Here is a 19,877-nt window from a genome sequence, read left to right as displayed (position 1 = left end):
GCTTGGAGATCGACGTGGACATCGACACGGGCAACGGCATGGCGGCCAATCCGGCTCTCTTCGTCCTTGGAAGCTTCGTGGCCGCCTGTTCTGCCACGGTTGAACGTCTGCCGCGAGCCGGCGAATCCCTGCAGGCACAGGCTTTCCTGATCGAGCCGGGCGGCAAGGGGCTGAACCTCGCGGTCGGCGCCCGGCGCCTCGGCGCCACGATCGACGGCCTGTTCGCGATCGGGGACGACGCGCTGTCGGCCCTGGCCGAGCCGGCCCTGGTCCGGGCCGGCCTGTCGCCCTCCATGCTGCGCCGGCTCCCCGGCCCGACCGGGGCCGGCATCGGCTTCACCGATGCGGCGGGCGAGAACTGTCTCGCGGTGCATCCGGGCGCGAATACCCGGCTCGGGCCCGCGCAGGTGCGGGAGGCGGCCGCGGCCATCGCCGGGGCGGCCCTGGTCCTGGCGCAGTTCGAGACCGGCGACGCGGCGGTGGCGGAGGCCTTCGGGATCGCGCGAGCGGCCGGCACCCGCACCCTGCTCAACCCGTCGCCGTTCCGGATGCCGGCACCGGCGATCCTGCGGAATTCCGGGATCCTGGTGGTGAACGCGGTCGAGGCGGCATCCTTCGCGGCCGCCCTCGGGCTCGCCGTGCCGGAAGCGGCGGCGGCGCAGCTCGAACCGGTCGCCCGGGCGTTGCACGCGCGCGGGCCGGACCTCGTCGTGGTCACGCTGGGGGCGGGCGGCGCGGTGGCCGTTCCGGCCGGCGGCCCGGCCCTGGTCCAGCCGGCCTTGCCCGTCGCGGCGGTCGATACGATGGGAGCTGGCGACGCGTTCACGGCCGGCCTCGCGGTCGCCCTGGCGGAAGCGCGCCCGTTGCCGGAGGCGTTGCGGATCGCCGCGGCCTGCGGCGCCTGCGTGGTGCGGGAGAGAGGGGTGTTCGACGCCTTGCCGGACCGGGCTGCCCTGGCGGCGATGTTGAGGGGCGCCGCGTGAGGCCGGTTATCCGAGCAAGGTCGTGAGAAGAGCGCCTGCCACCGCGACCGCCGTCAGGGTGAGGAGGAACCGGATATCGTCGAATCGCTGCCTGAACATGGCCGGGCCTCCCCGTCTGTCATGATGATCGACCGTGTAAGCTCTTGCCGAGAGCGACGCTGTGCGCCCCCGCACGGCGACGCGGCGCATCTAGACCACCAGACCATTGCACGATGATTGCGTCGAGGCCCGAGAAACGACCGAGACCAAGTGGTGCGCGAGACGATTCGTCTGCGTGACCCGGCGAGCGGAGGACGATCATCTCCCGGGATGCGCCGGACGGGGTCGATTCTCACCGCTTCGGGCCGGCTTGGCCGTTGACAGATCCGTCTGCACCTAAGAAAAAGGCCACACGCGAGGTGTGGCCCAAGTCTAGGGAGGAAACGCCCAAAGAGGGCAGCAACGCCGCGACGCCATCGCCGCGTTGCCAGATCAGGATTAAGCCCTGCCGGCCGCGCTGGCAAGGGCCGCTCGGCGTTCCGTGGCATCCGGGACGCAGGTGATGCACCGGCGCAACTCTCGCGAGGCACGGGAGCCGCTGTCCTCCTGCCGCGTTCCGCTCTCGCCGGGTGAGAACCGAGAGGAGGCCGCCGCGATGATGCCGACCGAGCCCGCCACCCGGCGCATCCCCGTCCGAGGCCTCACCTTCAACATCGCCGAGGCCGGTCCGGCGGACGGGCCGCTGACCGTGCTCCTCCACGGCTTTCCCGAGACCTGGTGGAGCTGGCGGCACCAGATCGGCCCGCTGGCCGGGGCGGGCCTGCGCGTGGTGGCGCCGGACCAGCGCGGCTACGGCCAGTCGAGCCGGCCGGAGGGGATCGCTCCCTATCACCTCGACCGCCTCGCCGAAGACGTGATCGGCCTCGCCGATGCCCTCGGCCAGGACCGTTTCCGCCTCGTCGGTCACGATTGGGGCGGCCTCGTCGCCTGGTGGGCGGCCGCCCGCTTCCCCGACCGGATCGGGCGGCTGGCAATCCTCAACGCGCCGCATCCGGACGTCTTCGGCGCCTATGCCCGCCGGCATCCGAGCCAGGCGCTGCGGAGCTTCTACGTCGGGTTCTTCCAGATTCCCGGCCTGCCCGAGGCGCTGCTCCGGGCGGGCGACTGCGCCGCCTTGCGCCGCGCCCTGACCGCGTCGAGCCGGCCCGGCGCCTTCAGCCCGCACGACCTCGACCTCTACGCCGCCGCCTGGCGCCGGCCCGGCGCGATCACCGCGATGCTCAACTGGTACCGGGCGCTGCGCCTGACGCGCGACCCGGCACCGGGGCCGATCCGGCCGCCGGTCCTGGTGCTGTGGGGCGAGCGCGACACGGCGCTCGAACGGGGGCTGGCCGGCGAGAGCCTGCGCCTCTGCGAACAAGGTGCGGTGCGCGACTTCCCGCAGGCGACCCACTGGCTCCAGCACGAGGAGCCGGAGGCCGTCAACGCGGCCCTGATCGGGTTCCTGACCGCGTCGCCGCCTGCTCCTCAGACCTGATCGCCGTGGAGCAGGTGCCTCGTCGCCGCGGTCACGTCCTCCTGCCGCATCAGGCTCTCGCCGACCAGCAGGGTGCGGATGCCGGCCTTGCCCAGCACCTGCGCGTCGGCGTGGCTGCCGATGCCGCTCTCGCCGACCAGGATCCGGTCGGGCGGCATCAGCGGGCTCAGGCGTACGGCGTTGTCGAGCGAGACCTTGAAGGTGCGCAGGTCGCGGTTGTTGACGCCGATCAGCCGCGTGCCGAGGGGCAGGGCGCGCGCCAGCTCGGCCTCGTCATGCACCTCGACCAGCACGTCCATGCCGAGGTCGTGGGCGGTCTCGACCAGCGCCGCAGCCTCCTCGTCGTCGAGGCTCGCCATGATCACCAGGATGCAATCGGCCCCCCAGGCCCGGGCCTCGACCACCTGGTAGGGCTCGAACAGGAAGTCCTTGCGCAAAACCGGCAGGGTGCAGGCGGCGCGGGCCGCCATCAGGTATTCGGGCTTGCCCTTGAAGGACGGCTCGTCGGTGAGCACCGACAGGCAGGTGGCGCCGCCGGCCTCGTAGGCACGGGCCAGGGCCGGCGGGTCGAAATCCTCGCGGATCAGGCCGCGGGACGGCGAGGCCTTCTTGATCTCGGCGATCAGGGCGAAGCGATCCTGCGCCACATGCGCGGCGATCGCGTCGGCGAAGCCGCGCGGCGGGTCGGCCTTGGCCGCGCGCTTCTCGAGCTCGGCCAGCGGCACGCGCAGCTTCGCCGCCGCGATCTCGCGCCGCTTGTAGGCCTCGATATGGGCGAGCACGTCGGCCGGGCGCGGCCGGGCCTCGTCCTCCGGGACGGTCGTTTCAATGTCGGACAAGGCCGTGTCCTCCCCTCGGGAGCGTGTCGGGGGTAGCGGGGTCGGGGACGCCGTCGATTACGCGTTGGAAACGACTGCCAGGCGCTCCAGGACCGCCCTGGCCGCACCGGTCTCGATCGCCTGGCCGGCGCGGGCGACGCCGTCCTGCAGGCTGTCAACGCGCCCGGCGACCATCAGGGCCGCTGCGGCATTGAGGACGGCGATATCGCGGTAGGGCGTGCGGGCGCCGTCGAGCACCTCGCGCAGAGCCGCCGCGTTGTGGGCCGGATCGCCGCCGCGCAGCTCTTCCGGCTGGGCAAGGCGCAGGCCGAGTTCCCGCGGATCGATGGTGAAGCGGCGGATCGCGCCGTCCTCCAGGGCCACCACGGCGGTCGGGCCGGTGGTGGTGATCTCGTCGAGCCCGTCGGAGCCGTGCACGGTCCAGACCCGACGGCTGCCGAGCTCCGCCAGCACCCTTGTCATCGGCTCGGCGAGCGACGGCGCGTAGACACCGAGCAGCTGGGCCGAGACCCCGGCCGGGTTGCACAGCGGCCCGAGCACGTTGAACAGCGTCCGGGTGCCGATCTCGACCCGCACCGGGGCGACGTGGCGCATCGAGGCATGGTGCGCCTGGGCGAACATGAAGCACAGGCCCGCCTCGGCGAGGCAGCGGCCGAGGTGGCCCGGCGTCAGGCCGATGCCGACGCCGAGCGCCGCCAGCACGTCGGCGGCCCCCGAGCGCGACGAGGCGGCGCGGTTGCCGTGCTTGGCCACCGGCACGCCGCAGGCGGCCGTGACGATCGCCGCCAGCGTCGAGACGTTGTAGCTGCCCGAATGGTCGCCGCCGGTGCCGACGATGTCGATCGCGCCCTCGGGCGCCACCACGCGGGTCATGCGCTCGCGCAGAGCTGCGGCGGCACCGGTGATCTCGTCCAGAGCCTCGCCGCGGACGTGCAGGGCCATCAGGAAGGCGCCGGCCTGGGCGTGCGTCACCTCGCCGGAGAGCAGGTGATCGAAGGCGCGGCGCGCCTCCTCGCGCGTCAGCGCGGCGCCCGTGGCGACCTTCGCCAGGTAGGGCTTGAACGAGTCCATGACGAGTACGAGCCTGATCTCAGCGGGGGTGTCGGGCCGGGTCCGTCAATGCACATCTCGGCCGCGCTTGTCACCCCGGGCTACGGCATTCCGCGCCTTGGCGTTCCACTCCGCCGCCAGGCCGAGGAAATTGCGCACCATGGTCTGGCCGTGCTGCGACAGGATGCTCTCGGGGTGGAACTGCACCCCGTGCACCGGCCGCTCGGCATGCTCCAGCGCCATGATCAGCCCGTCGGCCTCCGCCGTCACGACGAGGTCCTGCGGGCAGCTCTGCCGCTCGACGATCAGCGAGTGGTAGCGCGTCGCCGCGAACGGCCCGTTGATGCCACGAAACAACCCGGTCGCCCGGTGCTGCACGCTCGACACCTTGCCGTGCATCGGGGCGGGGGCCCGCACGACGTCGCCGCCGAAGGCCTGGCCGATCGCCTGCAGGCCGAGGCAGACGCCGAGCATCGGAATCTCGTCGCTCAACTCCCGCACCACATCGAGGCACACGCCGGCCTCGCTCGGCGTGCACGGCCCCGGCGACAGCACCAGGGCGTCGGGCGCGCGGCGGCGGATCTCCTCGACGGTGATCGCGTCGTTGCGCACGACCTCGATCGAACCGGCGAGCGGGCCGATCAGGTGGACGAGATTCCAGGTGAAGGAATCGTAGTTGTCGATGACCAGGATGTCGGACATGGGATGCGCCTCTGGGGGCGCGGTGTGGGGCTTGGGGCGGCACACGGTCAAGGGGGCGCAGCGCGGAGCTGCGCGTCCGGGTCGGGCAGGGCGCTCGTTCGCGCGACGGCCGCGTGCCCGCAACGGTGCAGGATCCGGAGCCGCTCCGGGGCGGGCCTGACGGCTGGGTCCCGGATCTCCTTGCGCCGACGCTCCAGTCGTCGGGGAAAGGGCCGTGACTTGCGACCGAGACTTGCGACGGAACAGCAGCCTGCCGCCATCCTGTGCCGTCGGTGCCGTGCATCGTGGGGACGGTGGATCCGTCGCGCGGCCCAACAAAAAACCTGCCCATCCCTCGCGGGACAGGCAGGTGAAGTCGAGGGTCCGTCCTCGGTGGAGGGGAGTTCGGCCTATTCCCGCTCGCCGGTGAGGCTCAGCAGCATCTGGAACAGGTTGATGAAGTTCAGGTAGAGCGACAGCGCCCCGAACACCGCGAGCTTGGAATTGGCTTCCTCGCCCCAGTTCTCGGCATACTGCTCCTTGATCGACTGGGTGTCGTAGGCCGTGAGCCCGGTGAAGATCACCACGCCGATGAGCGAGATCGCGAATTGCAGCGCGCTCGAGGCCAGGACGATGTTGACCAGGCCGGCGATGACGAGGCCGATCAGGCCCATCACCAGGAACGAGCCCATCCGCGAGAGGTCGCGCTTGGTGGTGTAGCCGTAGAGGCTGGTCGCCCCGAACATCGCCGCGGTGATGAAGAAGGTGCGGGCGATGCTGGTGCCGGTGAAGACCAGGAAGACCGAGGCCAGGGACAGCCCCATCACCCCGCAGAAGGTCCAGAACAGGGTGTGGGCGGTGGCGGCCGAGATCCGGTCGGCGCGGAACGACAGCACCAGGATGAAGGCGAGGGGCGCCAGCATCACGACGTATTTCAGCGGCGTGCCGAACAGCGGCTTGTACAGCGCAGGGGTCGAGGAGACGCCGAAGGCCACGAGGCCGGTCAGGGCCAGGCCGAGGCCCATCGTGTTGTAGACCCGCAGCATGTGCCGCCGCAGGCCCTCGTCGAAGACCGCGCCGGCGGGGGCCGCGTGGGTCTGCCAGGCGAAGGGGGTGTTCATCGGGGAGGTCGCTCCGGGATGGTGGGGGCGTGAGGGCGGAGCCCGATCGCGCTGCGATCGGACGCTGCTCCAGGGCGTGGTCGGCGCCGCATCGTCTGCGGCGACCCGGCATCCGCGGCGTCGGACGATGCGCTAGTGCTGCAACGCCGCCAGGGTGGCGGCGGCGCGGCCGAGATCGGGCTCGCTGCCCGATCCGCTCAGCGCATAGGCGCCGCGTCCGGCGGTCCAGTACACCGTCACGGCCTCCGGCGAGCGGACGACCGCCGGGGCGTGCGCTGCCGAATCCGGGCTGCGGGTGGCGAAGAGCGCGACCTTGCCGAGGCTGCCGGCATCGATCGCGACCTCGACGCCCGCGCCGCTGCGCGCGGGGAAGATCTGCAGGTCGTCGACGCGCCAATCCGCCGGCAGGGCGGGCAGGACGATGCCGGTGGCCGCCTCGACCTCGCGCCGGTCATAGGCCGGGGTCGGACGCTGCGAGGCGACGCGGGCCCGCACCAGGGCCGCCTGGCGGGCCTGGAGCGCCTCCTCGACGAAGACCGGGGCGACGTCCGGGGCAACGGTCGAGGAATGCGTCGACGCGATGGTGTTCTGCACGCCGAAATCGCCGGTCTCGTTGTGCAGCAGCCAGCCTGTGCCGACCAGCATGGCGATCACCGCGGCGCGCTGGAGCCGCGCGCCGATGCGCCGCCAGGTCAGCGACCGGTCGAGGCGGCGGGCCGCCGCGGCGAGGCGCTCCGGCGTCGGCCCGACGCGCACGGCGCCGTCCCGCACCGACCCGAAGGCGGCGCAGAGCGCGTCGCGGGTGTGGAGGTCGGCCATCACCCGGGCGGCCACTTCCGGCCGCGCCGCTAGGTGCTCCTCGACCTCGATCCGCCGGCCGAGGTCGAGCTGACCGTCGATATAGGCGTTCAGGTCCGTTTCGGTGATCGGGTCCATCGTCGCCTCCGGTGATTGCGCGCCGCTCATCACGACGCCCTCGCGGGGTTGGCACCGCCATCGACCACCCGCAGCCGCGGGCCCGGACGAGCCGGCGGCTCCTCGGCGGCCGGCTGGCGGGCGGTCCCGCCGCTCTCGATGTTGCGGAGCGCCGCCCGGGCGCGCCCGAGCCGCGACATCAGCGTGCCGATCGGGATGCCGAGCACGTCGGCGGCCTCCTGGTAGGCCAGCCCCTCGATGGTGACGAGATGCAGGGCCTCGCGCTGCTCCGCCGGCAGGCGCCCGAACGCCTCGCGCACCTGAGCGAGGCGCACGTGCCCCTCCTGGGCCGGGGGCGTCGCCTCCTCGGTCATCTGCCCGAGGGCGTCGGCGTAGCGCGCCTCGACCTTGCGGCGGCGCTGGTCGTCGATGAAGGCGTTGTGCAGCACCGTCATCAGCCAGGTGCGCAGGTTGGTCCCCGGCCGCAGGGTCCCCTGGCGCTCGAGGGCGCGCACCAGGGTGTCATGCACGAGGTCGTCGGCCTGCGCGGCGTCGCGGGTGAGGGACCGGGCGTAGCGCCGGAGCGGCACCATCAGGTCGAGGACGTCGGGGCGCTTGCGAAGCATCATAAGGGGTGAACGTCCGCCGGGCCCGGTCTAATCCCGCACCTGTTCGCAAGGCCGTTGCGGGAATTCACATCCGCGTGATCAGACGGGTCGCGGCACCGATCCATCGCCGGTGGATCCGGACGCGCCGCCTTCACCCTTCCCCGCAGGAAGGGGAGGGTTCACCCGCGCATCCTCGCCTCCGCATCCTCCCGATGTCCGTCGGGGACGATGGCGCGGCTCCGCCAACGACGAGGGGCCCGCGCAGGGCCCCTCGCTTCGTTTCAGATCGGATTCCCCGTCAGTGCGACAGGATCCGCGACAGGAAGGTCTGGGCGCGCTCGCTGCGCGGGGAGCCGAAGAACTCCTCCTTCTGCGCGTCCTCGACGATCTCGCCCTTGTCCATGAAGATGACGCGGTTCGCGACCTTGCGGGCGAAGCCCATCTCGTGGGTCACGACCATCATGGTCATGCCCTCGCGGGCGAGTTCGACCATCACGTCGAGCACCTCGCCGACCATCTCGGGGTCGAGGGCCGAGGTCGGCTCGTCGAACAGCATCACGATCGGGTTCATGGCGAGCGCCCGGGCAATCGCCACGCGCTGCTGCTGGCCGCCCGAGAGCTGGCCCGGATACTTGTGGGCATGGGCCTTGAGGCCGACCCGCTCCAGCAGCGCCAGGCCCTTGGCCTGCGCCTCGTCCTTGCCCCGGCCCAGCACCTTGCGCTGGGCGAGGCTCAGGTTGTCGGTGATCGACAGGTGGGGAAACAGCTCGAAGTGCTGGAACACCATCCCGACCCGCGAGCGGAGCTTCGGCAGGTTGGTCTTCTTGTCGGCGATCTTGGTGCCGTCGACGGTGATCTGGCCCTTCTGGAACGGCTCGAGGGCGTTGACGCACTTGATCAGCGTCGACTTGCCGGAGCCCGAGGGGCCGCAGACCACCACGACCTCGCCCTTGGTGACCGAGGTGGTGCAGTTCGTCAGCACCTGGAAGTCGCCGTACCACTTCGAGACGGCGTCGATGGCGATCATCGGCCCGGTGGTCGCCGCCACCGGCGGCCGCTCAGTGAGCAGGGTGCCGACGGGGCCGGTGCCCGGCGCCGCGTCGACCGCGGCCTGCGGCTCCGGAACGGGGCTGACGGGCGGCATCGCGGAGGAGGTCATGGCGCGGATCCTATCGGATGATGGCGACCCGGCGCTGCAGGCGGCGCACCAGGAGCGAAGCGATGAAGCAGATGGCGAAGTAGACGATCGCGGCGAACACGTACATCTCGACCAGTCGGCCGTCGCGCTGGGCGATCTTCGAGGCGGCGCCGAGGAAGTCGGTGATCGACAGGACGTAGACCAGCGAGGTGTCCTGGAACAGCACGATGGTCTGGGTCAGCAGCACCGGCAGCATGTTGCGGAAGGCCTGGGGCAGGATGACGCTGCCCATCGACTGCCAGTAGGTGAGGCCGAGCGCCGAGGCCGCCGCCGATTGCCCCTTCGGGATCGACTGGATGCCCGCCCGCATGATCTCGGAGAAGTACGCCGCCTCGAACAGCGTGAAGGTGATGAGCGAGGACGAGAAGGCGCCGACCTGGATCGGCCGCTCGGCCCCGATGATCCATTGCCCGATATACGGCACCAGGAAGTAGAACCAGAAGATCACCAGCACCAGCGGCAGCGAGCGCATGAAGTTGACGTAGGCCTTGGCGACCTGCGGCAGCACCGGCAGGCCGGACAGGCGCATCATGGCGATCAGCGTGCCGAGCACCACGCCGCCGATCGCGGCCAACGCCGTCAGCGTCAGGGTGAAGGCCATCCCGTCGAAGAACAGGTAGCGCCAGGAATTCAGGATGACGCTGAAATCGAAGTTCGAGAACATCGCAGGCCCGTATCCGATAATCTTGCCCGAAATTTCAGAGGATCAACGGCCCGGCACCGCGACGCGGCGCTCGATCACGCCGGCCAGGGTCACCACGATCAGGTTGATGATGATGTAGATCACGGTCGCCGCCGTGAACGCCTCGAAGACCTGGAACGAGAATTCCTGCATCGCGCGGGCTCGGGCGGTGAGCTCCAGGAGGCCGATGGTCAGCGCGACCGACGTGTTCTTCAGGTTGTTGAGGAACTCGGAGGTCAGCGGCGGCAGGATGATGCGGTAGGCGTTGGGCAGCAGCACGTAGCGGTAGGTCTGGGCGGTGGTGAGCCCGAGCGCCGTGCCGGCCATGCGCTGGCCCCGCGGCAGGGCCTGGATGCCGGCCCGCACCTGCTCGGCGACGCGCGAAGCCGTGAAGAGGCCGAGGCACACCACCGCGGTGTAGAACGGCGCGTTCGGCAATTGCTTCAGCCAGCTACCCCAGGATTCCGGCAGCACCTCGGGCAGCACGAAGTACCAGAGGAACATCTGGACGAGGAGCGGGATGTTGCGGAACAGCTCGACATAGGCGTTGCCGACCGCCTGCGCGCCCCGGCTCGGAAGCGTGCGCAGCACGCCGACCACCGAGCCGACCGCGAAGGCGATGACCCAGGCGCAGAGGGCGGTGACGATGGTCCACATCAGGCCCGACAGCAGCATGTCGGCGTAGGTGCCGTTCCCCTCGGGCGAGGCCTCGAAGAAGATGCCCCAGTTCCAGTTGTAGTTCATGCCCTGTCTTCCGGGTGCGCCTGATGTCGAAAGGTATACGGGTTTTCTCGGCCCGGGCGAGGCGGGCTGCGGCCGAGGGCACAGGGAAAAGTGCCGAAGGCGGGTGGAATTCGGCCGGCGCCGCCCCGAGGCGGGGCGGCGCCGGGTCGTCAGCTCAGTAGGCGGCCGGATCCGGGCTGTCGCTCGGCTTGGCGAAGGCATTCTTCAGCGCGTCGCTCATCGGCAGGTTCAGGTTGATGTCCCGCGGCGGGATCGGCTTCATGAACCACTTGTCGTAGGTCGTCTTCGACTCGGGGCTCTTGTAGAAGGCGGCGGTGGCCGCATCGACGACCTTCTTGAACGGCGCGTCGTCCTTGCGCAGCATGATGCCGTAGGGCTCGGGCTTCGACAGGGCGTCGGTCGAGATCGCGTAGGCGCTCGGCTCCTTGGAGGAGGCGGCGAGCGAGGCGAGCAGCACGTCGTCCATCACGAAGGCGGCGGCGCGGCCGGTCTCGACCATCAGGAACGCCTCGGCGTGGTCCTTGGCCGGCAGGATCGTGATGCCGAGCTTCTTGTCGGCGTTGTACTCGTTGATCTGCTTGATGTTCGTGGTGCCCGAGGTCGACACGACGGTCTTGCCCTTCAGGTCCTCGAACTTCGTCAGGCCGCTCGACTTCTTGGCGACGAAGCGGTTGGCGGTGAGGAAGTGGGTGTTGGTGAAGGCGACCTGCTTCTGCCGGTCGGCGTTGTTGGTGGTCGAGCCGCACTCGAGGTCCACCGTCCCGTTGGCGATCAGCGGGATGCGCGTCGCCGAGGTCACCGGGTTGAGCTTGACCTCGAGCTTGTCGAGCTTGAGGTCGGCCTTCACCGCGTCGACGATCTTGTAGCAGATGTCCATCGCGAAGCCGACCGGCTTCTGGTTGTTGTCGAGATAGGAGAACGGCACCGACGAATCGCGGTAGCCCAGCGTGATCTGCCCGGTCTCCTTGATCTTCTTCAGCGTCCCGGTGAGGTCCTGGGCCGAGGCGGTCCCGGCGGAGGCCGCCAGGCCGGCGAGCAGGACGGGAAGCAGGCTTCTCAAACGCATTCGTGCTCTCCTATTGGGCACCGACCTAGTCCGCCACCGCGATGATCACGTCAAGGGTAAGGCTGGGGATGGCGGCGCGCCCGGGTGGGGCGCTCTGCGCAAGACCTTGCCGATCGACCGCGGGTGATGCCCGAGCGCGCTCCAGCGGGGCGCGGGCCAAGCTCAGCAAGGGGCGGGCCAACCGGGCCGGCAGCGTGGCCGGGCAGCCCTTCGTGCCCGGCCTGTTGCACCCCGGACCCACCCGCGCGAAGGTACCCTGCCTGACGCTCCGCGCCTTCGCGGCGCGGTTCCTGCCGGGCACCCGTGACGCCCCGCGACGACGGACCGACGAGACCGATGCAGATCGCCACGCCCTACCTGATGTTCCTCGGCGACGTGCCGGACAGGCTCGCCGCGAAGACCGCCTACGGCATCGTCGATTGGCGGCCCGAATGGTGCGTCGGCCAGCTGCGCCTGCCCGGATGCGCCGCCGATCTCGGCATCCCCGATCTCACGATCGCGGAGGGCGTCGCGAAGGGCGCCCGCACGCTGATCGTCGGCGTGGTCAATGCCGGCGGCGTGCTGCCGCAGCACTGGATCGCCACCATCGTGGCGGCGATCGAGGCCGGGCTCGACGTGGCGAGCGGCCTGCATGCCCGCCTCGGCGCGGTGCCGGAGATCGCCGAGGCCGCCGCCCGGCACGGGCGCCAGCTCCACGACGTGCGTCATTCCGATCAGCGCTTCGACACCGGCAAGGGCACGCGGCGGCCGGGCAAGCGGCTGCTCACCGTCGGGACCGACTGCTCGGTGGGCAAGAAGTACACCGTGCTCGCCCTGGAGAAGGGCATGCGCGAGCGCGGCCTCGACGCCGAGTTCCGCGCCACCGGCCAGACCGGGGTGTTCATCTCCGGCCGCGGGGTCGCCATCGACGCGGTGGTGGCCGACTTCATCTCCGGCGCCGTCGAGTGGATCGCCCCCGCCGCCGAGCCGAGCCACTGGGACCTGATCGAGGGCCAGGGCTCGCTGTTCCATCCGAGCTTCGCCGGCGTGAGCCTCGGCCTGCTGCACGGGGCGCAGGCCGACGCCTTCGTGGTCTGCCACGAGCCGACCCGCACGACGATGCGCGGGGTCAAGCACCCGCTGCCGAGCATCCGGGAGGTGATCGACCTCACGGTGCAGCTCGGCCGCCTGACCAATCCGGACATCCGGCCGACCGGCATCGCGGTCAACACCCAGGCCCTGGAGGAGGGGGAGGCGCGGGCGCTGCTCGAACGCCTCGCCGCCGAGCACGGCCTGCCGGCGACCGATCCGGTGCGGTTCGGGGTCGAGGGGCTGGTCGACCGCCTGCTGGCGGAGTTCCCGGCGTGATCCGGCTCGCGACCACCGTCGAACGCTGGCCGATCGCCGGCACCTTCACCATCTCGCGCGGCAGCCGGACGGAAGCCGTGGTGGTGACCGCCGAGATCACCGACGGGACCGTCACCGGCCGGGGCGAGTGCGTTCCCTACGCCCGCTACGGCGAGACCGTGGAGGGCGTGCGCGACCTGATCGCCGCGCAGGCCGACGCCCTCGCCGCGGGGCTCACCCGCCAGGACCTCGCCGGGCTCCTGCCGGCGGGCGCGGCCCGCAACGCCCTCGACTGCGCCCTGTGGGACCTCGAGGCCAAGCGCACCGGCACGCCCGCCCACCGGCTGGCCGGGATCCCGGCGCCGGCCCCGGTCACCACCTGCTACACCCTGAGCCTCGGCAGCCCGGAGGCGATGGCGGCGGCGGCCCGCGCCGCCGCGTCGCGACCGCTCCTGAAGGTGAAGCTCGGCGGCGGCGGCGATCCGGAGCGGATCGCCGCGGTGCGCCACGGCGCGCCGGAGGCGGCGATCGTGGTCGACGCCAACGAGGCCTGGTCGCCCGAGACGCTGGAGGCCAACCTGGCGGCCTGCGTGGCGGCCGGGGTGCGGCTGATCGAGCAGCCGCTGCCGGCGGGCGACGACGCGGCCCTCGCCGGGATCGCCCGGCCGATCCCGATCTGCGCCGACGAGAGCCTGCACGACCGCGCCGGTCTCGACGGGCTGCGGGATCGCTACGACGCGATCAACATCAAGCTCGACAAGGCCGGCGGCCTGACCGAGGCGCTGCTGCTGGCGCAGGCCGCGACGGCGCGGGGCCTGTCGATCATGGTCGGCTGCATGCTCGGCACCTCGCTCGCCATGGCGCCGGCGATGCTGCTGTCGGGCTACGCCGACTTCGTCGATCTCGACGGCCCGCTCCTGCTCGCCCGCGACCGGGACCCGGGGCTTCGCTTCGACGGCAGCCTCGTGCATCCGCCGGAGCCGGCTTTGTGGGGGTGACGACTTTTGGTCGGGCCCGGCGCGCTTGCGCCGGGTCGGCAAAGGATGCTCTGTGAGCCGCAGGGACCGGCACGGGTCCCGGATCCGGGAGAGAACCAACGCCATGATCCTGGTCAGCGTGATGTATCCGGGCGGCGCCGACGCCCAGCCCTTCGACCTCGACTATTACCTCAAGCACCACATGCCGCTGGTGCGCGAGCGCTGGTCCTCCATGGGCCTGGACAAGGTCGAGGTGGTGAAGGCGAGCGGCACGCCCGACGGCAGCCCGGCGCCGTTCCAGGTGATGGCGCTCCTCACCTTCCGCTCGCTGGAGGACTTCCAGAAGGCGGGAGCCGCCCACGGCAAAGAGATTTTCGGGGACATCCCGAACTTCTTCAAGGGCCAGCCGGTGGTGCAGATCAACGAGCCGCAGAGCTTCTAAACGGCCTGAACCACCGCCGGATCGCCCGGCGACCGGACGGTGGTTCGGATCCTTTCCTCCTGCCCTGGTCTTCTGCCGGACCGGCAGCCACCACGTCGGACGATGCTCTCGCGATGATCGATATCGTCAAGGTCCTGCGCGAGCAGCACCCGGATCTCGGCCCCTACGTCCTGGCCCTGCGCGAGCGCTCCGGGCTGGTCGCGCCGGACGATCCCGACGCGCTCGCGCCCGAGGTGCGGGACTGGGCCGCCACGGAGGCGCCGAGCACCACCTTCAGCCGGCGCGCGGTGACCTACGCGATCTTCCCGGGCCTGCCGGAGGAGACCCGCGCCCTCGGCATCGTCGCCTTCGCCAGCGCCGCGGAGCTCGCCCGCTTCGCCACCCGCTGGACCTGACCCTCAACGGCTCCGCACGGCGAGATCGCGCGGGGTCGGGGCGGCGCCCGTGGTGCGGGCGCTCAGGGTCAGCCCGAGATCGATGCAGAGCACCAGCAGGATGGCGGCGAGCAGCGCGATGATCGCCGCCTGGCCGCGCGGGGTGAAGGCCACCACGGTCGCCCGCGGATGCGCGACGACCGGCGGAAGCGGGATCCCGGGCTCCGGCACCGGCACCTCCTCCGGCGGCGGAGGCGCGCCCTCCAGGACGGTGAAGCGCGGCCGGTAGCCGCCGACCGGCACTACGAGACGGATCTGCAGCCCTTCGGCATGCTGCGTGTAGACTTCGTCCAGCGCCCGGCGCAGGCGGCCGGCCTCGACGCGCACGCTCGGATCGATGCTCGGATCGAAATCGGGCCCCCGGCCGAGGGCCTGGGTGGCGATGGTGTAGGCCTTGATGGTCGCGCCGCGCCCGGCCAGCTCCTCCTCGACCACGAAGCGCAGGAAGCGCGCGAGCTTGGGCGAGCGCAGGAAGGGCGGCGCACGCAGCAGGATCTCCAGGGTCTCGACCACCCGGTCGGCCGGAATCTCCTCTCCGGTCACGGACATCGATGCGCCTTCCCCGCGGGGCCGGAGCGAGGATCCGGCCCGCCGCCGGGGCACCGCCGCCGAGCGCCGCTTCCCCCATACAACTCGGGGTGAGTATAGTGGCGGGACCGCAGGATGTTAGTCCTTTTCGATCCGGCATCCCCATCGGCCTGGGGATAGGGGGCGTGGGCTCACCGTGGCGGGAACGGCACGGTGAAGAGCAGGCTGTGCGCCTCGTCGCGCACCTCGACGCGCCAGGCGGACCAGTTGATCCGCGTCGCCTCCGGGCCGTTCATCGCGTCGGCGATCAAGGTCCGCGCCTGGCGATGCGCCTCGCCAAGATCGCGACAATCGAGCCCGGCCTCGTCCGGCACGCTCTGGACGGCATCCATGATATCGAAGAAGTAGCGGGGCAAGGCGGCTCGGCCTCGAAGCTTTCGATGAGCGGACTATGAGACATGGCATCGATTTGCTGGTCAATGGCTCAAGGACCCGCATCAAACCCGACGACGACCTGTTAGGTCTACAATCCGGAAACGGAAGCGGCACGCCAAGGTTCCGCTTCGTCCTCCCTCGACAGGCCTAGGCCGCCAGGCTTAAGGCGGCACCGGCATCTTGCCTCGTCCTCCCCGTCACGCCGACCGATCAGGGCGCCTCCCGCTCCGGGACGCCGCGCCAGGCGGGCTGGCGGTCATGCGGGGTGAGGGTGTCTCGGGAGGTGAGGGAGGCGAGGGCGTCGCGGGAGGGCGGCCGGGCCGCTTCCGCCGCGGCGGCCCGCAGGCCGGTCCCGAGGGCGCGCCCTGCCTCCGCGGCGGCCGTCTCGGCGACCCGGGCGCGCAGGGATTCGGGCAGGGCCGCGAGCATCGGACCGGCGAGCTCGGCGAGGGTCGCAGGGGCAGGATTCGTCGGGGCAGGATGCGTCACGGCGAGAGGCGTCGAGCCATGCGCCGCCGGGGGGGGCGCCCCCCGGGCCGGGATCTCGCCGAGACGCAGGGGCGACAGATAGTAGATCGCGCCGATCACCAGCCCGGCCCGCAGCCAGAAGGCCATCCCGTTCCCCCGCTTCGCTCGTCGTTCCAGCAGCGCTCGACCTTTGGCCCGCAATGATGAAGCGTTTCCGTGCGGGAAGGGGACGATCTGCCGACATGCCTAACGGGCGGGGCAGGATGGCGTGGCGAGGCCGGGCCGCACGGCCGATCCTGTTCGCAACCCGCCTAAGGGGCCTTCAATTTTTCTGAGCTTCCTGCTCAAGCGATTTGATCTGTTCGACAAAGCCGGCCTCGGCGTAAAATCCTTCCACGCCAGGCCGCCCCCTCCGGCCCTAGAACCAACGATCGGGAACCCATGCCGACCGATATCGAGATCGCCCGCGCGGCCACCCTGCAGCCGATCACCGCGATTGCGCAGCGCTTGGGCATTCCCGACGACGCCCTGCACCCGTACGGGCGCCACATCGCCAAGATCGACCATGGCCATATCCAGGGTCTCGAGGCGCAGCCGGAGGGCAAGCTGATCCTGGTGACGGCGATCAGCCCGACCCCGGCCGGCGAGGGCAAGACCACCACCACGGTGGGCCTCGGCGACGCGCTCAACCGCATCGGCCGCAAGACGGTGATCTGCCTGCGCGAGCCGTCGCTCGGCCCCTGCTTCGGCATGAAGGGCGGGGCCGCCGGCGGCGGCAAGGCCCAGGTGGTGCCGATGGAGGCGATCAACCTCCACTTCACCGGCGATTTCCACGCCATCACCTCGGCCCACAGCCTGGCCGCCGCCCTGATCGACAACCACCTCTACTGGGGCAACAGCCTCGGCATCGACCTGCGCCGGGTCGCGTTCCGGCGCGTCCTCGACATGAACGACCGGGCCCTGCGCACCATCACCCAGAGCCTCGGCGGCGTCGCCAACGGCTATCCGCGCGAGGACGGGTTCGACATCACGGTCGCCTCGGAGGTGATGGCGGTGTTCTGCCTCGCCCGCGACCTCGCCGACCTCGAGGCGCGGCTCGGCCGGATCGTGGTGGCGGAGAGCCGCGACCGCGAGCCGGTGACCCTCGCCGACCTCAAGGCCACCGGCGCCATGACGGTGCTGCTCAAGGACGCGCTGCAGCCCAACCTCGTCCAGACCCTGGAGGGCAGCCCGGCGCTGATCCATGGCGGCCCCTTCGCCAACATCGCCCATGGCTGCAACTCGGTGATCGCGACCCGGGCCGGCCTGCGGCTCGGCGACTACGTGGTGACGGAGGCCGGCTTCGGCGCCGATCTCGGGGCCGAGAAGTTCTTCGACATCAAGTGCCGGCAGGCGGGCTTGAGCCCCTCGGCGGTGGTGATCGTCGCCACCGTGCGCGCCCTCAAGATGCATGGCGGCGTCGCCAAGAGCGATCTCGGCAGCGAGAACGTCGCGGCCCTGGAGCGGGGTTTCGCCAACCTCGCCCGCCACGTGGAGAACGTGCGCCGCTTCGGCGCTCCGGTCGTGGTGGCGGTCAACCACTTCCACGCCGACACGGATGCCGAGCACGCGGCGCTGAAGGCCTTGTGCCGCGACCGGCTCGACGTCGAGGCGATCACCTGCCGGCACTGGGCCGAGGGCGGCGCCGGAGCGGAAGCGCTGGCCCACGCGGTCACGACCCACGCCGATGCCGGCCCGGCCGTGCCGCCGCGCTTCGTGTACCCGGACGGGATGCCGCTGGAGGACAAGATCCGCACCGTCGCGCAGACGCTCTACGGCGCCGCCGACATCCAGGTGGAATCGAAGGCGGCGGCGAAGCTCGCGGCGTTCGAGAAGGGCGGCCACGGCCACCTGCCGGTCTGCATGGCCAAGACCCAGTACTCGTTCTCGACCGATCCGAGCCTGATGGGGGCGCCGAGCGGCCACGTGGTCGCGGTGCGCGACGTGCGCCTCTCGGCCGGCGCCGGCTTCGTGGTGGCGATCTGCGGGGAGATCATGACCATGCCGGGCCTGCCGAAGGTGCCGGCGGCGGAGGGCATCCACCTCGACGCCGAGGGACGGATCGAGGGGCTGTTCTGAGCTTTCCGCCCCCGGTCGGATCCGACCGGGGGCGGTGTTCACGAGAGGTCGTCCCCCGGACGCGATCGGCGCGGCTCAGCCTCACCTTGCCGCGCCGCCGGGCCCGCCGGCTCCGCCGAGGCCGCCGCCCACTCCGGCGCCCCCCGCGCCGCCCGCGCCGCCTCCGGGCCCGGCCCCGGCGCGACCGCCACGGCCCCCGATGCCGCCGGCGATGCTCGGCCCATCCGGTGCCCGCCCGCCTGATCCGGCACCGCCTGCCTCGCGGCGCGGCGCATCCGTATCAAGGCTCGCCACGTAGTCGCTGCACGCCTCGGGCTCACCGGCCAGCGGCCTGGCGCCCGGCTTCAGCAGGGTCGCGCAGGCGCGGGACAGCGCGGAACCGGGTTCCGGCACGTCATCCTCGTCGCCGGGCAGGTTCGGCCGTGCCATCGCGGCGAACAGGCCGACGCAGTCGGAGGGCCGGAATCCGCCGGTACGCGGGCGCGACCGATCGGTATCGAGCAATCCGGCGCAGTAGGACCGCAGACCCTTGGGCCCGGACCGGCCGCCGGCGGCGCTCCAGCCTCCGACCCGGCCCGGCGCGCCGGCACGGCCGCCGGGGGCTCCGGGCCATCCGGCCCCATCGCCCGATCCGGTCCGCTGCATGGCCGTGCCGGCATCCGGAGCCGCCGGCCGCGGACCGGCCATTGCGAGGGTGCCGGCCACGGCCACGCCGCCCGCGGTCAGCAAGAGGAAAGAGGTCTTCATCGGATCCGACTCACATCCGGGTTCGGGCCGCCGGCCGCGCGCCGCCCGGACCGTGGGGTCCGGACGACGGTTTCCTCCGCGGTGCGGCGACCGGAGCCGCGGAGTCTGGAGCATGGTCCGGCGAAGCGGAGACCGGAACGTCGCGAATACTCCTGCGACACCCGAGCGATGGCATTCGCGACATCCGGCCGAGGGCTTGGCGATTGCTCCGCGATCGCGTTCGCGTTGCGGATCGCGCATCAGCCTTGCATCGGCAGGCGGGTCCGACATCGTCACGATCATCCCGCACGATCGACCCGGATCAGTAGACGTTGCCGCCCTGGCCGCCTGCGCCGCCGACGCCGCCATGGCTGCCGTTGCCGCCCGCGCCGCCCCGACCGCCCTTGTTGCCGTATCCAGAGGCCGCGCCGCCGCCGCCGCCCTGGCCGCCCTGGCCGCCATAGGATCCCATGCCGCCCCGGCCGCCGCCGCCTCCGATGCCGCCATAGGCGCCCGAGCCGCCGCCGCCGCCGCCGCCGCCCGCGCCGCCGTAATAGCCGCTGCCGCCGCCACCGCCCCGGCCGCCCCGGCCGCCCCGGGTACCGCTGCCGCCCCAGCCGCCGCCACCGCCGCCACCGCCGTAATAGCCGCTGCCGCCCCTGCCACCGTCTCCGCCTCGCCCGCCCCGATTGGCACTGCCGCCGCCGCCGCCGGCACCGCCATAGCCGTCGTAATATCCGCCGCCGCCCGCGCCGCCTCTGCCACCGACCGCCTGGGCGGAAGCCGGGACCGAAGCCGCCACCAGGGCGACGGCCGACACGATCGCCATCATCGTCTTGAGCATGACACCCTCCTGCATCGGCACGCTCAGGTGCCGGCCTTGTCGTGTGGGATGGGGTCGGGGCCGCTGAACCCGTCGATCCGGAGCGCCGCAACGCCAATACAGGCGCGGCACACTATAGAAACCGCAGCACGCCCAAATTCATCATCAATTCGAAGGATACGATCGATCGTACCGAT

At 71.5% G+C, this 19,877-nt stretch carries 22 protein-coding genes; 7 read left to right on the top strand and 15 right to left on the bottom strand.

The genetic code is table 11. From position 1 onward, the window contains the following. Positions 1 to 14: 14 nt before the first annotated feature. Together FF100_RS06215 and FF100_RS06210 are read left to right on the top strand one after the other, a co-directional pair. Complete coding sequence (locus FF100_RS06215; RefSeq protein ID WP_246101938.1) at positions 15 to 983, top strand: PfkB family carbohydrate kinase; 969 nt, start codon at positions 15 to 17, stop codon at positions 981 to 983. Positions 984 to 1,617: 634 nt separating this feature from the next. Further along, positions 1,618 to 2,499, top strand: a complete 882-nt coding sequence (locus FF100_RS06210) for an alpha/beta fold hydrolase (RefSeq protein WP_425463283.1) — start codon at positions 1,618 to 1,620, stop codon at positions 2,497 to 2,499. Here the strand turns inward: FF100_RS06210 and trpC are convergent. The 10 genes from trpC to FF100_RS06160 all read right to left on the bottom strand — a co-directional run bounded on the left by trpC (position 2,490) and on the right by FF100_RS06160 (position 11,403). Continuing rightward, the gene (gene trpC, locus FF100_RS06205; protein ID WP_139034685.1) at positions 2,490 to 3,338 is read right to left on the bottom strand and encodes an indole-3-glycerol phosphate synthase TrpC; all 849 of its coding nucleotides are present in this window, start codon (positions 3,336 to 3,338) and stop codon (positions 2,490 to 2,492) included. The genes FF100_RS06210 and trpC overlap by 10 nt on opposite strands. A gap of 57 nt (positions 3,339 to 3,395) precedes the next feature. Next, complete coding sequence (trpD, locus tag FF100_RS06200) at positions 3,396 to 4,409, bottom strand: anthranilate phosphoribosyltransferase (protein WP_139034684.1); 1,014 nt, start codon at positions 4,407 to 4,409, stop codon at positions 3,396 to 3,398. Positions 4,410 to 4,454: 45 nt separating this feature from the next. Then, on the bottom strand, positions 4,455 to 5,090 hold the full coding sequence (locus tag FF100_RS06195; protein WP_139034683.1) for an anthranilate synthase component II: 636 nt from the start codon (positions 5,088 to 5,090) through the stop codon (positions 4,455 to 4,457). A gap of 389 nt (positions 5,091 to 5,479) precedes the next feature. Continuing rightward, the gene (locus tag FF100_RS06190; protein ID WP_139034682.1) at positions 5,480 to 6,190 is read right to left on the bottom strand and encodes a Bax inhibitor-1/YccA family protein; all 711 of its coding nucleotides are present in this window, start codon (positions 6,188 to 6,190) and stop codon (positions 5,480 to 5,482) included. Positions 6,191 to 6,322: 132 nt separating this feature from the next. Beyond that, positions 6,323 to 7,126: an anti-sigma factor family protein gene (locus tag FF100_RS06185; RefSeq protein WP_139034681.1), complete on the bottom strand. Its 804-nt coding sequence runs from the start codon at positions 7,124 to 7,126 to the stop codon at positions 6,323 to 6,325. A gap of 29 nt (positions 7,127 to 7,155) precedes the next feature. Continuing rightward, positions 7,156 to 7,731, bottom strand: a complete 576-nt coding sequence (locus FF100_RS06180) for a sigma-70 family RNA polymerase sigma factor (protein WP_425463288.1) — start codon at positions 7,729 to 7,731, stop codon at positions 7,156 to 7,158. A gap of 280 nt (positions 7,732 to 8,011) precedes the next feature. Beyond that, positions 8,012 to 8,740 carry an amino acid ABC transporter ATP-binding protein gene (locus tag FF100_RS06175; protein WP_139034908.1) on the bottom strand — a complete coding sequence of 243 codons (729 nt, stop codon included), beginning with the start codon at positions 8,738 to 8,740 and terminating at the stop codon, positions 8,012 to 8,014. 142 nt (positions 8,741 to 8,882) lie between these two features. Next, positions 8,883 to 9,575: an amino acid ABC transporter permease gene (locus tag FF100_RS06170; protein WP_139034679.1), complete on the bottom strand. Its 693-nt coding sequence runs from the start codon at positions 9,573 to 9,575 to the stop codon at positions 8,883 to 8,885. A 42-nt stretch (positions 9,576 to 9,617) separates the two neighbouring features. Then, a complete protein-coding gene (locus FF100_RS06165; protein ID WP_139034678.1) occupies positions 9,618 to 10,337 on the bottom strand; it encodes an amino acid ABC transporter permease in 720 nt (239 codons plus the stop codon). A gap of 154 nt (positions 10,338 to 10,491) precedes the next feature. Then, positions 10,492 to 11,403 (bottom strand): amino acid ABC transporter substrate-binding protein, encoded by a 912-nt coding sequence (locus tag FF100_RS06160; protein ID WP_139034677.1) that lies wholly within the window; start codon positions 11,401 to 11,403, stop codon positions 10,492 to 10,494. Positions 11,404 to 11,739: 336 nt separating this feature from the next. Here FF100_RS06160 and dgcN point away from each other — a divergent pair, with 336 nt between their 5' ends. The 4 genes from dgcN to FF100_RS06140 all read left to right on the top strand — a co-directional run bounded on the left by dgcN (position 11,740) and on the right by FF100_RS06140 (position 14,543). Continuing rightward, positions 11,740 to 12,750: an N-acetyltransferase DgcN gene (gene dgcN, locus FF100_RS06155; protein WP_139034676.1), complete on the top strand. Its 1,011-nt coding sequence runs from the start codon at positions 11,740 to 11,742 to the stop codon at positions 12,748 to 12,750. Beyond that, positions 12,747 to 13,727 (top strand): N-acetyl-D-Glu racemase DgcA, encoded by a 981-nt coding sequence (gene dgcA / locus FF100_RS06150; RefSeq protein WP_139034675.1) that lies wholly within the window; start codon positions 12,747 to 12,749, stop codon positions 13,725 to 13,727. The genes dgcN and dgcA overlap by 4 nt, the downstream gene beginning before the upstream one ends. A gap of 103 nt (positions 13,728 to 13,830) precedes the next feature. After that, the gene (locus tag FF100_RS06145; RefSeq protein ID WP_139034674.1) at positions 13,831 to 14,148 is read left to right on the top strand and encodes an EthD family reductase; all 318 of its coding nucleotides are present in this window, start codon (positions 13,831 to 13,833) and stop codon (positions 14,146 to 14,148) included. Positions 14,149 to 14,261: 113 nt separating this feature from the next. After that, positions 14,262 to 14,543: a hypothetical protein gene (locus FF100_RS06140; protein WP_139034673.1), complete on the top strand. Its 282-nt coding sequence runs from the start codon at positions 14,262 to 14,264 to the stop codon at positions 14,541 to 14,543. 3 nt (positions 14,544 to 14,546) lie between these two features. Here the strand turns inward: FF100_RS06140 and FF100_RS06135 are convergent, their stop codons facing one another. The 3 genes from FF100_RS06135 to FF100_RS06125 all read right to left on the bottom strand — a co-directional run bounded on the left by FF100_RS06135 (position 14,547) and on the right by FF100_RS06125 (position 16,160). After that, positions 14,547 to 15,131: a hypothetical protein gene (locus tag FF100_RS06135; RefSeq protein WP_139034672.1), complete on the bottom strand. Its 585-nt coding sequence runs from the start codon at positions 15,129 to 15,131 to the stop codon at positions 14,547 to 14,549. A gap of 170 nt (positions 15,132 to 15,301) precedes the next feature. Then, complete coding sequence (locus tag FF100_RS06130; RefSeq protein WP_139034671.1) at positions 15,302 to 15,526, bottom strand: DUF6894 family protein; 225 nt, start codon at positions 15,524 to 15,526, stop codon at positions 15,302 to 15,304. Positions 15,527 to 15,755: 229 nt separating this feature from the next. After that, positions 15,756 to 16,160 (bottom strand): hypothetical protein, encoded by a 405-nt coding sequence (locus FF100_RS06125; protein ID WP_139034670.1) that lies wholly within the window; start codon positions 16,158 to 16,160, stop codon positions 15,756 to 15,758. A 294-nt stretch (positions 16,161 to 16,454) separates the two neighbouring features. Here FF100_RS06125 and FF100_RS06120 point away from each other — a divergent pair, with 294 nt between their 5' ends. Then, on the top strand, positions 16,455 to 18,131 hold the full coding sequence (locus FF100_RS06120) for a formate--tetrahydrofolate ligase (protein ID WP_139034669.1): 1,677 nt from the start codon (positions 16,455 to 16,457) through the stop codon (positions 18,129 to 18,131). 81 nt (positions 18,132 to 18,212) lie between these two features. Here the strand turns inward: FF100_RS06120 and FF100_RS36930 are convergent, their stop codons facing one another. Continuing rightward, positions 18,213 to 18,878 (bottom strand): translational initiation factor, encoded by a 666-nt coding sequence (locus FF100_RS36930; protein ID WP_171070065.1) that lies wholly within the window; start codon positions 18,876 to 18,878, stop codon positions 18,213 to 18,215. Between the two features lie 301 nt (positions 18,879 to 19,179). After that, positions 19,180 to 19,701 (bottom strand): PE family protein, encoded by a 522-nt coding sequence (locus FF100_RS38305; RefSeq protein WP_171070046.1) that lies wholly within the window; start codon positions 19,699 to 19,701, stop codon positions 19,180 to 19,182. Between the last annotated feature and the right edge of the window lie 176 nt (positions 19,702 to 19,877).

Origin of the sequence: Methylobacterium terricola (genome assembly GCF_006151805.1) — a bacterium.
In the GTDB taxonomy this organism is placed as follows: domain Bacteria; phylum Pseudomonadota; class Alphaproteobacteria; order Rhizobiales; family Beijerinckiaceae; genus Methylobacterium; species Methylobacterium terricola.
This window is presented reverse-complemented; position numbering and strand designations above follow the sequence as displayed.